Source organism: Streptacidiphilus pinicola (assembly GCF_003258295.1).
GTDB lineage: Bacteria > Actinomycetota > Actinomycetes > Streptomycetales > Streptomycetaceae > Streptacidiphilus > Streptacidiphilus pinicola.
The window spans coordinates 1-13954 of the sequence record NZ_QKYN01000004.1; the positions used below are offsets into that span (position 1 = coordinate 1).

At 69.4% G+C, this 13954-nt stretch carries 8 protein-coding genes; 7 read left to right on the plus strand and 1 reads right to left on the minus strand.

The features are described 5' to 3' along the window. Both DN069_RS00565 and secA read left to right on the plus strand, forming a co-directional pair. Positions 1-773, plus strand: a 773-nt coding sequence (locus tag DN069_RS00565) for an endo alpha-1,4 polygalactosaminidase (RefSeq protein ID WP_341538427.1), incomplete at its 5' end; no start/stop codon positions are given. A 211-nt stretch (positions 774-984) separates the two neighbouring features. Continuing rightward, entirely contained in the window at positions 985-3720 is a 2736-nt protein-coding gene (secA, locus tag DN069_RS00570; protein WP_111498678.1) for a preprotein translocase subunit SecA, read from the plus strand. 128 nt (positions 3721-3848) lie between these two features. On the opposite strand, the gene DN069_RS39750 is transcribed toward secA, so the two are convergent. Beyond that, the gene (locus DN069_RS39750) at positions 3849-4250 is read right to left on the minus strand and encodes an Rv3235 family protein (protein ID WP_111498679.1); all 402 of its coding nucleotides are present in this window, start codon (positions 4248-4250) and stop codon (positions 3849-3851) included. 221 nt (positions 4251-4471) lie between these two features. On the opposite strand from DN069_RS39750, the gene DN069_RS00580 reads away from it, so the two are divergent. The 5 genes from DN069_RS00580 to DN069_RS00600 all read left to right on the plus strand — a co-directional run. Continuing rightward, positions 4472-4987 (plus strand): DUF6912 family protein, encoded by a 516-nt coding sequence (locus DN069_RS00580; RefSeq protein WP_111498684.1) that lies wholly within the window; start codon positions 4472-4474, stop codon positions 4985-4987. 30 nt (positions 4988-5017) lie between these two features. Next, positions 5018-5668, plus strand: coding sequence for an HAD family hydrolase (locus tag DN069_RS00585; RefSeq protein ID WP_111498680.1), 651 nt, complete (start codon positions 5018-5020; stop codon positions 5666-5668). A gap of 16 nt (positions 5669-5684) precedes the next feature. After that, on the plus strand, positions 5685-7313 hold the full coding sequence (pruA, locus tag DN069_RS00590; RefSeq protein ID WP_111498681.1) for an L-glutamate gamma-semialdehyde dehydrogenase: 1629 nt from the start codon (positions 5685-5687) through the stop codon (positions 7311-7313). 251 nt (positions 7314-7564) lie between these two features. Then, on the plus strand, positions 7565-12451 hold the full coding sequence (locus DN069_RS00595) for an NAD-glutamate dehydrogenase (protein WP_111498682.1): 4887 nt from the start codon (positions 7565-7567) through the stop codon (positions 12449-12451). Between the two features lie 178 nt (positions 12452-12629). Further along, positions 12630-13954: ABC transporter substrate-binding protein (locus DN069_RS00600; RefSeq protein ID WP_111498685.1), on the plus strand; the 1325-nt coding region annotated here is incomplete at its 3' end.

The window sequence follows — 13954 nt, forward strand, 5'->3', positions numbered from 1 at the left end:
GGGGCGTGCCCGGGAGTGGGGCGACCGCCTCCGCCGGGGGAGCGCGCACGGGCGCGGCGCAGGACGGGGGCGGGTGGTGGCGCCCGAGCGCGGGGCTGAGCTGGCAGTGGCAGTTGACCACGCCCGTCGACACGTCCGTGCCGGCCGACGTCTACGACATCGACGCCGACGACAACCCGGCGTCCGTCGTCGCCGCGCTGCACCGGGCCGGGCGGCGGGTCGTCTGTTACGTCAACGCGGGCAGCTGGGAACCGTATCGGCCGGACGCGGGAAAGTACCCGAAGGTGTTGCTCGGCAAGGCGCTCGACGGGTGGCCGGACGAGCGGTGGCTGGACATCCGGCGGATCGACCTGTTGACGCCGCTGCTGGCGCACCGGCTCGACGAGTGCCGGGCGAAGGGCTTCGACGGGGTCGAGCCGGACAACGTGGACGGCTACGAGAACGACACCGGGTTCCCGCTCACCGCCGCGGACCAGCTCGCCTTCGACCGCGCGGTCGCGCGGCTCGCCCACCAGCGGGGCCTGGCCGTGGGGTTGAAGAACGACTTCGACCAGGTCGCCGCGCTCCAACCGGACTTCGACTACGGCGTGGACGAGCAGTGCGCGGAGCTGCGGACCTGCCCGGTGCTGAGCGCGTTCGTCAACGCCGGCAAGCCCGTCTTCGACGCGGAGTACGCCGTGCCGACGTCCGGCTTCTGCGCGCAGACGCGACGGCTGGGAATCAGTGCGATCCGTAAGCATCCGGAACTGGACGCATGGCGTCAGACTTGCTGAGGCGGGATTTCCCGCTGTCCGATTTCGACCGCTGTCGACGCAAAAAGAATGCCACTCGCGCGGACGACACCATGCGCTGTGCTGACGGACCTCCCGGCAGCACGGGCTCCTCGCATACGATGGGCTCGCGGTGGCCTATTCGTTACCACTGCGAGCCAGACAAGGTGCCCGATACAGTCGCCCGGTCCATCCAGGCAAGGAGCCAGCCCACGTGTCCGTCTTCGACAAGATCCTGCGTGCAGGCGAGGGGAAGATCCTTCGCAAGCTCTCCAAGATCGCAGAACAGGTCAACTCCATCGAAGAGGACTTCGTCAACCTCACGGACGCCGAGCTCCGCGCGATGACCGACGAATTCCGGGAGCGCCTGGCCGACGGCGAGACGCTGGACGACATCCTCCCTGAGGCCTTCGCCACCGTGCGCGAGGCGGCCAAGCGCACCCTCGGCCAGCGTCACTACGACGTGCAGCTGATGGGTGGCGCCGCGCTGCACCTCGGGTACGTCGCCGAGATGCGCACCGGCGAGGGCAAGACCCTCGTCGGCACGCTGCCGACGTACCTGAACGCGCTGTCCGGCAAGGGCGTGCACCTGATCACGACCAACGACTACCTCGCCGAGCGCGACTCGGAGTGGATGGGCCGGGTGCACCGCTTCCTCGGCCTCGAGGTCGGCTGCATCCTGGCGAACATGTCGCCGGCCGAGCGCCGCCAGCAGTACGGCTGCGACATCACCTACGGCACCAACAACGAGTTCGGCTTCGACTACCTGCGCGACAACATGGCGTGGTCGAAGGACGAGCTGGTCCAGCGTGGCCACAACTTCGCGGTCGTCGACGAGGTCGACTCGATCCTCATCGACGAGGCCCGTACCCCGCTGATCATCTCCGGTCCGGCCGACTCCGCCACCAAGTGGTACGGCGACTTCGCCAAGATGGTGCAGCGCCTGAAGATCGACCGCGACTACGAGGTCGACGAGAAGAAGCGCACCGTCGGCATCCTGGAGACCGGTGTCACCCGGGTCGAGGACTACCTGGGCATCGACAACCTCTACGACGTCTCCAACACCCCGCTGGTGGGCTTCCTGAACAACGCCATCAAGGCGAAGGAGCTCTACAAGGCGGACAAGGACTACGTCGTGATGAACGGCGAAGTCATGATCGTCGACGAGCACACCGGACGTATCCTCGCCGGCCGTCGCTACAACGAGGGCATGCACCAGGCGATCGAGGCCAAGGAGGGGGTGGAGGTCCAGAACGAGAACCAGACCCTGGCCACCATCACCCTGCAGAACTTCTTCCGCCTCTACGAGAAGCTCTCCGGCATGACCGGTACGGCGACGACCGAGGCCGCCGAGTTCCACCAGATCTACAAGCTCGGCGTGGTACCGATCCCGACCAACAAGACGCCGCTGCGCCTCGACCAGCCGGACCTGATCTACAAGTCCGAGCCGGCCAAGTTCGCCGCCGTCGTCGACGACATCGTGGTGCGCCACGAGAAGGGCCAGCCGGTCCTGGTCGGCACCACCTCGGTCGAGAAGTCCGAGTACCTCTCGCAGGAGCTGCGCAAGCGTGGCGTCCCGCACGAGGTGCTGAACGCCAAGAACCACGAGCGCGAGGCGCTCGTCGTCGCGCAGGCCGGCCGCAAGGGCGCCGTGACCGTCGCCACCAACATGGCCGGTCGTGGCACCGACATCATGCTCGGCGGCAACCCCGAGCACCTGGCCGCGGCCGAGCTGGCCCAGCGCGGGCTCTCCCCGGTGGAGACCCCGGACGAGTACGAGGCCGCCTGGGGCGGCGCGCTCGACAAGGCCAAGGACGCCGTCAAGGCCGAGCAGTCCGAGGTCCAGGACCTCGGCGGCCTCTACGTGCTGGGCACCGAGCGCCACGAGTCGCGTCGCATCGACAACCAGCTGCGCGGTCGTTCCGGCCGTCAGGGCGACCCGGGCGAGTCCCGCTTCTACCTGTCGCTGGGCGACGACCTGATGCGCCTGTTCAAGGCCGGCATGGTCGAGCGCGTGCTGTCGATGGCCAACGTGCCGGAGGACGTGCCGATCGAGTCGAAGATGGTCACCCGCGCCATCGCCTCGGCGCAGACGCAGGTCGAGCAGCAGAACTTCGAGATCCGCAAGAACGTCCTCAAGTACGACGAGGTCCTCAACCGTCAGCGCGAGGTCATCTACGGCGAGCGCCGCCGCGTGCTCGAGGGCGAGGACCTGCACGAGCAGATCGACCACTTCGTCGACGACACCGTCGACGCGTACGTGCGCGACGCCACGGCGGACGGCTTCGCCGAGGAGTGGGACTGGGACAAGCTGTGGACCGCGTGGGCCCAGCTCTACCCGATCACCCTCAAGGTCGAGGACCTCGAGGACGAGGCCGGCGACCGCAGCGGCATCACCGCGGACATGCTGGCCGACGCGATCAAGGACGACGTGCACGCCCGCTACGTCGAGCGCGAGGAGCAGCTCGGCGACACGGTCATGCGCGAGCTGGAGCGCCGGGTCGTGCTCTCGGTCCTGGACCGCCGCTGGCGCGAGCACCTCTACGAGATGGACTACCTCCAGGAGGGCATCGGCATGCGCGCTCTCGCGCAGCGCGACCCGCTGGTGGAGTACCAGCGTGAGGGCTTCGACATGTTCAACGCGATGATGGACGGGATCAAGGAGGAGTCCGTCTCCTACCTGTTCAACCTGGAGGTCCAGGTCGAGCAGCAGGTGGAGGAGGTCCCCGTCGCGGACGCCGTGCCGGCCCCGGAGATCCATGCCAAGGGCCTGGACGCTCCGCAGCGTCCGGACCGCCTGCACTACAAGGCGCCGACGATCGACACGGCCGACGGCATCGTGGAGACCGACATCGCCATGGGCCTCGAGGACGAGCCCGAGGACGGCGACGGCCTCACCCGCGCCGAGCGCCGCAAGGCCGCCAAGGGCGGCCGCCGCCGCAAGAAGTAGGTGCACCTACCCCAGGGGCGCGAGGAACTGCGCGACAAGCCACCCGCGTGGTGAGTCGCCGCGCTGAGCAGGGCCATCCGCACAAGGTGGTTGCTCGCGCAGTTCCCCGCGCCCCTGAGTAGTGCAACTCACCATCGTGATTCCAGGGCCGTGAAGCGCCATGTCACGTTCTGGCTGCGCCGGAGGGCCCGGCACTCCAGGCGGAAGGCGAGGGTTTCGGTGCGGTCGCCGACGTGGAAGAGGGCGGTGACTTCGAGGGCGTCCGGGCGTGGGGTGGAGTCGAAGACCCGTTGGAGCGCGGCCGCGCGCAGGCAGCCGAGGGCGCGGAGGGTGCGGACCCGGTCGTAGACGTCCTCCGTCGCGAAGGCGAGCAACTGCTCCTGCGGGCGCTTGCCGCTCAGGACCTCCAGCAGCCGCTGCGCGTAGGCACGCGCCAGCGGGTTCTGCGGCGTCGTGCACGGCGTCGGCCGGCGCCGTGCGCCGACACCGTGGATGCGGCCGATACGGACGTTGCCGGTGTGCGTCGTCATGGCAGACGTGTATCCGAGCCAGGGTGCGCCGACAAGGAGCGCCGGAGAGCCGGAGCGGGCCCCGGAAGAATCACTTATCCGAGTGAAAATGCCGTCCTGACCTGCGGCGATTCCAGAGGAGTCGATCGGCGGTCGATCACGGAGGGCTACCAAAGGCCACTCAATCGGTTACGTTGAGCGACCGTCGGCGTCGGGTGTCGTTGACGGATTATCCTGTGCGCATGCGCGTCTACGTGCCCCTCACCCTGACCGGTCTCGCCAAGGCCCACGCCGACGGCGCCGTCGCGCCGCCGCCGTTGCGGGCGTACGCGGTGACGCCGGCGCTGCGCGAGTGGTATCTCAGCGACGACATCGAGGAGCTGGAGTACGCCGCGCTGGTGCGCGCCGCCCAGGCGTCGCTGCGGATGCTGGCGGAGGAGGCGGACGCGCCGCGGCGGCGGGTGGTCGTGGCGGCGGACGTGCCGGACGGCGCGGTCGCGCTGAACGTGCACGCCGAGCACGAGGAGGCCGCCGCGCTCGGTGCGGTGCTCCTGAACGAGCCGCTGCAGCTGGCGAAGGCCGCGGCCGTGCACGCCGACGCGGACGACGCGGAGGTGCTCGCGGACATCGCCGCGGCCGCGCTCGCGCTGCCCGCGGCGGACGAGGGCGACGAGGACGCGCGCTTCACCGTGGACGGAGCGGAGGACCACGAGCTGCTCTGGTTCGCGACCCAGGAGATTCCCGGGCTGTTGCCGTGACTGTCAGACGCACCGGATAACGTCCTGCTCATGCACGCACCACACATCGTCTGGGACTGGAACGGCACCCTCTTCGACGACATATCCGCGGTCGTCGACGCGAGCAACGCCGCCTTCGGCGAGCTCGGTCTGCCGCCGATGACGGTCGAGGAGTACCGCGACTGGTACCGGGTCCCGGTGATCGACTGCTACGCCGACCGGCTCGGCCGGATGCCCTCGCCGACGGAGTGGGAGCGGATGGACGCCGTCTTCCACAGCCACTACACCGCCCTGCGCGACGCCTGCGGTCTGACGGCCGGGGCCATGGAGCTGCTGGTGGCGCAGCAGTCGCAGTCGCTGCTGTCGATGTACGGGCACGAGGAGCTGGTGCCGCTGGTGCACAGCTTCGGGATCGACGGTCACTTCCGCCGGGTCGACGGCCGGGACGGAACCTCGGGCACGACGGGCAAGGGGCAGTACCTGGTGCGCCATCTCGCCGCGCTGGGCGGTGCGGTGGATCCGGGGCGCACGGTGCTGATCGGGGACGTGCCGGACGACGCCGTGGCCGCCGCCGAGGCGGGCGTGCGGGCGGTGCTGTACACGGGCGGCGCCGGGTCGCGCCGCGAGCTGTCGCGCGTCGGGGTGCCGGTGGCCGACACTCTGGCCGAGGCTGTCTCTCTGGCGGAGCAGCTGGTCGCATGATGACTGTATGTCAGAAATGGACGCAATCACGCACGTTCCGGAGCCGCTGAACGAGCCGGTCCACAGCTACGCCCCCGGCAGCCCGGAACGGGCCCGGCTGGAGGCGCGGTTGGCGGAGCTGGCCACGGCCACGGACACCCGGCTGACCATGACGATCGGCGGCGCGCAGCGGCTGGGCGGTGGGGAGCGGGTCGACGTGGTGCAGCCGCACCATCGCTCCGCGCGGCTGGGCGTGCTGGGCAACGCCACGGCCGAGGACGTGGGTCGGGCGGTCGAGGCGGCCCTGAAGGCCGCGCCGGCCTGGCGGGCGCTCTCCTTCGACGACCGGGCGGCGGTCTTCCTCAAGGCGGCGGAGCTGCTGGCCGGTCCCTTCCGGGAGACGGTCGCGGCGGCGACGATGCTGGGGCAGTCCAAGACGGCGCAGCAGGCCGAGATCGACGCGCCCTGCGAGCTGGTCGACTTCTGGCGCTGGAACGTGCACTTCGCCCGCCGGATCCTCGCCGAGCAGCCGGTCAGCGGTCCCGGGGTGTGGAACCGGATGGACCACCGGCCGCTGGAGGGCTTCGTCTGCGCGATCACGCCGTTCAACTTCACGGCCATCGCGGGCAACCTGCCGACGGCGCCGGCGCTGATGGGCAACACCGTCGTCTGGAAGCCGTCGCCGACGCAGACGCTCTCCGCCTGGTACGTGATGCGGGTGCTGGAGGCGGCGGGGCTGCCGCCCGGGGTGATCAACATGGTGACGGGGGACGGGCAGGCCGTCTCCGAGGTGGCGCTGGCGCACCGGGCGCTGGCCGGGATCCACTTCACCGGCTCGACGGCGACGTTCCAGGCGCTGTGGGGGCAGGTCGGGCAGAACATCGGCCGCTACGCGGGCTATCCGCGGCTGGTCGGCGAGACCGGGGGCAAGGACTTCGTGCTCGCCCACCCGAGCGCCGACCCCGCGGTGCTGCGGACGGCGCTGATCCGGGGCGCGTTCGAGTATCAGGGCCAGAAGTGCTCCGCGGCCTCCCGTGCGTACATTCCGCGCAGCGTCTGGCAGACGATGAAGTCCGACTTCCTCGACGAGGTACGGGCCCTCGCGGTGGGCGATGTGTCCGACCTGTCCAACTTCATGGGGGCGCTGATCGACGACCGCGCCTACGCCAAGAACGCGGGGGCGATCGCCCGCGCCCGCGACGTGCACAGCCTGGACATCGTCGTCGGCGGGCACAGCGACGACGCCATCGGCTGGTTCGTCGAGCCCACGGTGATCACCGGCACGGACCCGCGCCAGGAGCTCTTCTCCACCGAGCTGTTCGGCCCGGTCCTGGCCGTCCACGTCTACGACGACGCGCGCTGGGAGCAGACGCTGGAGCTGGTGGACACCACCTCGCCCTACGCGCTGACCGGCGCGGTCGTCGCCCAGGAGCGCGCCGCGATCGCGCGGGCCACGGACCGGCTGCGGTTCAGCGCCGGGAACTTCTACGTCAACGACAAGCCGACGGGGGCCGTCGTCGGCCGGCAGCCCTTCGGCGGCGGGCGGGCGTCGGGCACCAACGACAAGGCGGGCGCCGAGCAGAACCTGCTGCGATGGACGTCCACGCGTTCGATCAAGGAGACCCTTCTACCCCCGACCGACCACCGCTATCCCTCGATGGGGTAGAGGAAGTTTGAACGCCCCTTGGACAAGTCGTACAGGCGGTACCAAAGATCCTGACGCAGTGCACCGAATCGGCCCGGGACAGGGTCTCTTACCCAAGTTAGGCTCGACCGGAACCACCGGGAGCGGACCGAGCATCCCTCGCAATGAGGGAGGATAGGGACAGACCCGGTGGATCATGCGCAACTCCATGCAGATCCATGTAACCGCACCCACCAGGTCACGCAACGGCGCGCGACAGGAGCCAGATAGTCATGCAGACCCAGCTGGACGCAGCTAAGGCCGAACTGCTCAGCAAGGCGGCTCAGGGGGAGGCGCTCGGCAACGGCGCCCTTGCCTCGTACCTGAAGCACTACTACCTGCACACGGCCCCCGAGGACCTCCTCGAGCGGGACCCGGTCGACGTCTACGGAGCGGCGGCGTCCCACCACCGACTCGCAGCCAAGCGTCCGCAGGGCGCCGTCGAGGTCCGGGTGTACACCCCGACCGTCGAGGAGAACAGCTGGTCCTGCGGCCACACGGTCGTGGAGATCGTCACCGACGACATGCCGTTCCTGGTCGACTCGGTCACCCAGGAGCTCACCCGCCAGGACCGCGGCATCCATGTCGTGATCCACCCGCAGATGGTCGTCCGCCGTGACATCACCGGCAAGCTGATCGAGATCCTCGACGTCGACGCCTGCGCCAAGGAGCGTCCGGCCGACGCGCTGGTCGAGTCCTGGATGCACATCGAGATCGACCGCGAGACCGACCGCGACGACCTGCGCGCCATCGAGACGGACCTGCGCCGGGTCCTCGGCGACGTGCGCGAGGTCGTCGAGGACTGGGGCAAGATGCGGGAGTCGGCGCTGCGCCTCGCCGACGAGCTGCGCGAGACCCCGCCGACCGGCCTCGACGAGCAGGAGGTCGCGGAGACCTGGGACCTGCTGCGCTGGCTCGCCGACGACCACTTCACCTTCCTCGGCTACCGCGAGTACGACCTGGTGCAGACCCCGGACGGCGAGGACGCGCTGCACGCGCTCGCCGGCACCGGCCTCGGCATCCTGCGCTCCGACCCGAAGACCGGCGACTCCTCCGCCTTCGGCCGCCTGACCGCGCCGGCCCGCGCCAAGGCCCGCGAGCAGAAGCTGCTGGTGCTGACCAAGGCCAACAGCCGTGCCACCGTGCACCGCCCGTCCTACCTCGACTACGTCGGCGTCAAGAAGTTCGACGCCGCGGGCAACGTCGTCGGCGAGCGCCGCTTCCTCGGCCTCTTCTCCGCCGCCGCCTACACCGAGTCGGTCAACCGCGTCCCGGTCGTCCGCCGCAAGGTGCAGGAGGTGCTGGAGAAGTCCGGCTTCAGCGCCGAGAGCCACGACGGCCGCGACCTGCTCCAGATCCTGGAGACCTACCCGCGCGACGAGCTCTTCCAGACCCCGGCCGACGAGCTGCTCTCCATCGCGCACTCCGTCCTGTACCTGCAGGAGCGCCGCAAGCTGCGCCTGTTCCTGCGCCAGGACGAGTACGGCCGCTACTTCTCCGCACTGGTCTACCTGCCGCGTGACCGCTACACCACCCGCGTCCGACTGCGCCTGATGGACCTGCTGATGCAGGAGCTGGGCGGCTCGGCGATCGACTACACCGCGTGGAACACCGAGTCGGTCCTGGCCCGGCTGCACTTCGTCATCCGCGTCCCGTCCGGCACCGAGCTGCCGCACCTGACCGAGCAGGACATCGACCGGCTCGAGGCCAAGCTGGCCGAGACCGCCCGCTCCTGGGCGGACGGCTTCAACGAGGTGCTGGTCCGCGAGTGCGGCGAGGAGCGCGCGGCCGAGGCGGCCCGTCGCTACAACAACGCCTTCCCGGACGGCTACCGCGCCGACTTCACCCCGGCCACCGGCGTCGCCGACCTGCGCCAGCTGGAGTCGCTCAGCGGCGCCGGCGACTTCCGGCTGAACCTCTACCAGCCGGTCGACGCCGAGGACGACGAGCGTCGCTTCAAGATCTACTGGGAGGGCGGCTCGGTCTCGCTGACCGAGGTGCTGCCGGTCCTGTCCCGCCTGGGCGTCGAGGTGCTCGACGAGCACCCCTACGAGCTGCGCCGCACCGACGGCACGGTGGCCTGGGTCTACGACTTCGGCCTGAAGCTGCGCGCCGAGGTCGCCGACACCATCACCGACGAGAGCCGCGAGCGGTTCCAGGAGGCCTTCGCCGCCGTCTGGACCCTCAAGGCCGAGAACGACGGCTTCAACTCCCTGGTGCTGCGCTCCGGTCTGACCTGGCGTCAGGCCATGGTGCTGCGCGCCTACGCCAAGTACCTGCGCCAGGCGGGCGTCGCCTTCTCGCAGGACTACATGGAGGACGCGCTCCTCAACAACGTGCACGTGACGCGCCTGCTGGTGAACCTCTTCGAGGCCCGCATGTCGCCCGCGCACACGCACAGCGCCGCCGAGCTGATCGAGGGTCTGCTGGAGGAGCTGGACGGCGCGCTGGACCAGGTCGTCAGCCTCGACGAGGACCGCATCCTGCGCTCCTTCCTGTCGCTGATCAAGGCCACCCTGCGCACCAACTTCTTCCAGCGCGACGAGGCGGGCGCCCCGCACGCCTACGTCTCGATGAAGTTCGACCCGCAGGCCATCCCGGACCTGCCGGCCCCGCGCCCCGCGTTCGAGATCTGGGTCTACTCGCCGCAGGTCGAGGGCGTGCACCTGCGCTTCGGCAAGGTGGCCCGAGGCGGCCTGCGCTGGTCCGACCGCCGTGAGGACTTCCGCACCGAGGTCCTCGGCCTGGTCAAGGCGCAGATGGTGAAGAACACCGTCATCGTGCCGGTCGGCTCCAAGGGCGGTTTCTTCGCCAAGCAGCTGCCGGACCCGACGGTCGACCGCCAGGCCTGGCTGGAGGAGGGCATCTCCTCCTACAAGACCTTCATCTCCGGCCTGCTCGACATCACCGACAACCTGGTCGGCGGCGAGGTCGTGCCGCCGAAGGACGTGGTCCGCCACGACGGTGACGACACCTACCTGGTCGTCGCCGCCGACAAGGGCACCGCGACCTTCTCCGACATCGCCAACGGCGTGGCGGTCGACTACGGCTTCTGGCTGGGCGACGCGTTCGCCTCCGGCGGCTCGGCCGGCTACGACCACAAGGGCATGGGCATCACCGCCCGCGGCGCGTGGGAGTCGGTCAAGCGCCACTTCCGCGAGCTGGGCCACGACACCCAGAACGAGGACTTCACCGTCGTCGGCGTCGGCGACATGTCCGGCGACGTCTTCGGCAACGGCATGCTGCTCAGCGAGCACATCCGGCTGGTGGCCGCCTTCGACCACCGCCACATCTTCGTGGACCCGAACCCGGACTCGGCGAGCTCCTTCGCCGAGCGCAAGCGGATGTTCGACCTGCCGCGCAGCTCCTGGGCGGACTACGACACCAAGCTGATCTCGGCCGGTGGCGGCGTCTTCCCGCGCAGCGCCAAGTCGATCAACATCACTCCGCAGATGCGCGAGGCGCTGGGCATCGAGGCGGGCATCTCCCGGCTCACCCCGGCCGAGCTGATGAAGACGATCCTGCTCGCCCCGGTCGACCTGTTGTGGAACGGCGGCATCGGCACCTACGTCAAGGCCGCGGCGGAGAACAACGTCGAGGTCGGCGACAAGGCCAACGACGCGATCCGCGTCAACGGCGGCGAGTTGCGGGTCAAGGTCCTCGGCGAGGGCGGCAACCTGGGCGCGACCCAGCTCGGCCGCATCGAGTTCGCCAGCCTCGGCAACGGCGGCGAGGGCGGCAAGGTCAACACCGACGCCATCGACAACTCGGCGGGCGTGGACACCTCGGACCACGAGGTGAACATCAAGATCCTGCTCAACCAGGTCGTCACCGACGGGGACATGACGGTCAAGCAGCGCAACGCGCTGCTGGCCGAGATGACCGACCAGGTCGGCGAGCACGTTCTGACGAACAACTACGACCAGAACGTGGCCCTGGCCAACGCCTCCTCGCAGGCGCCGAGCATGGTCAACGTGCACCAGCGGCTGATGCGTCGCCTGACGGCCGAGGGCCACCTCAACCGGGCGCTGGAGTTCCTGCCGACGGGCGCGCAGATGCGCGAGCGTGCGGCGGCCGGGCGCGGCCTGACCCAGCCCGAGCTGGCGGTGCTGCTCGCCTACACGAAGATCACCCTGGCCGACGAGATCCTGGCCTCGGACCTGCCGGACGACCCGTACCTGCGCGGCAAGCTGCACCGGTACTTCCCGCCGCAGCTGCAGGAGAAGTTCGAGAGCCAGATCGACGCGCACGCGCTGAGCCGCGAGATCATCACCACGGTCGTGGTCAACGAGACCATCAACCGCGGCGGCATGACCTTCGCCTTCCGGCTCCGTGAGGAGACGGGCGCCACCTACGAGGAGGTCGTGCGCTCGCACACCGCGGCCCGCGCGATCTTCGACCTCAAGGGCATCTGGCAGGAGATCGAGGCGCTGGACAACAAGGTCCCGGCCGAGGTCCAGACGCGGATGCGCCTGCACGCCCGCCGCCTGATCGAGCGCGCCACCCGCTGGCTGCTCAACAACCGGCGCCAGCCGCTCGACATTGCCGAGACGATCGCGGTCTTCCGCGAGCGGGCCAACCTGGTCTGGAGCAAGGTTCCGGAGCTGGTCCGCGGCTCGGACCTGACGTGGTTCGAGTCCGTGCGCGCAGAGCTGATCGAGGCCGGCGTGCCGGAGGAGCTGGCGGTCAAGTGCGCCGGTCTCTCCTCGGTGTTCCCGTCGCTGGACATCATCGAGACGGCCGACCGCACCGGCGACGACGTGCTGGAGGTCGCGGAGGTCTACTACGACCTCGGTTCGCGCCTGCAGATCACCGAGCTGCTGGACCGGATCATCGAGCTGCCCCGCACCGACCGCTGGCAGTCGATGGCCCGCGCGGCCATCCGCGAGGACCTCTTCGCGGCCCACGCCACCCTCACCGCGGACCTGCTGGCCCACGGCGAGCCTGGCGCGACGCCGGAGGAGCGGTTCCGGGCCTGGGCCGAGGCGAACGCGACCCTGGTCAACCGCGCTAGGACCACGCTCGACGACATAAGGACGTCGGAGTCGTACGACCTGGCCAACCTCAGCGTCGCGATGCGGGTCATCCGCACGCTGCTGCGGACCGGGTCGATGCGCTGAGTCCGGCTTGAACGTCGAGGGGCCCACGGCTGTCGCCGTGGGCCCCTCGAGCCTTGCTGTAATACAAGATCTGAATGCGGCACGACCCCTTGGCCCGGTCTTGCCGTCACGTTATGGTCCTGTATCTCTGAAAGAACTTGCAAGGCGCGCACCCGGTCCACCCTCTTGGAGGCACGCAATGCGGAGATCCACCCTGTCCGGACGCCGCGCCGTCGCAGTGGGAGCAGCCGCCGCGCTGACCCTGCTCGCGGGCTGCTCCAATTCCTCCAGCAGCAACGGAGGCTCGGCCTCCGCGACACCGACACTGACGGGCGACTGTGCTCCCTACCAGGCCTACGCGGGCCACTCGGGCACCACAGTCACCATGTTCGCCTCCATTCTGAGTCCCGAATCCGACGCGCTGGAACGCTCCTGGGCGAAGTTCAGCTCCTGCACCGGGATCAAGATCTCCTACGTGGGCTCGAACGACTTTGAGTCCCAGCTCCCGGTCCGCGTCAGCGGTGGCAACGCCCCGGACCTGGCGATCATCCCGCAGCCCGGTCTGCTCCAGCAGATGGTCAAGACCGGCAAGGTGGTCAAGCCGCCGGCCCAGACCGTCGCCAACGAGAGCAAGTGGAGCGCGATCTGGAAGTCCTACGGCTCGGTCAACGGCACCTTCTACGCGGCGCCGATGAGCGCCAACATGAAGTCGCTTGTCTGGTACTCGCCGAAGGCCTTCGCCGCGGCCGGGTACACCGTGCCGACGACGTGGGCCGACCTGATGGCGCTCAGCGACAAGATCGCCAAGGCGGGCAAGAACAAGCCGTGGTGCGGCGGCATCGGCTCCGGCACGGCGACCGGCTGGCCGGCCACCGACTGGGTCGAGGAGGTCGTCCTCGGCAAGTACGGCGGTGACGTCTACGACAAGTGGGTCAGCCACCAGATCAAGTTCTCCGACCCGCAGATCATCGACTCGATGAACGTCGTGCAGAACTGGATGCACAACCCCGCCTGGGTCAACGGCGGCATCGGCGACGTCACCTCCATCGCCTCCACCACCTTCCAGGACGCGGGGACGCCGATCCTCAGCGGCAAGTGCTCGATGCTGCAGCAGGCCTCGTTCTACGAGGCGCAGTGGCCCAAGGGCACGACGATCAGCCCGACCGGCGACATCTTCGCGTTCAAGCTCCCGCCGGTGGACTCGTCCGTCCCGACCCCGGTCGAGGGCGGCGGCGAGTTCCTGGCGGCCTTCAGCAGCCGGCCCGAGGTGCAGGCCGTGCAGAACTACCTGTCGACGACGGAGTGGGCGGAGAGCCGCATCAAGCAGGCCACCGGCTGGGTCTCGGCGAACCAGGGCGTGGACCCGTCCATCTACACCGACCCGATCGACCAGCTCTCGGCGAAGTACCTGACGGACCCGTCGGCGACCTTCCGCTTCGACGCCTCCGACCTGATGCCGGCCGCGATCGGCTCGGGCCAGGAGTGGAAGTCCTTCACGGCGTGGTTCGCGCAGAACCAGTCCGT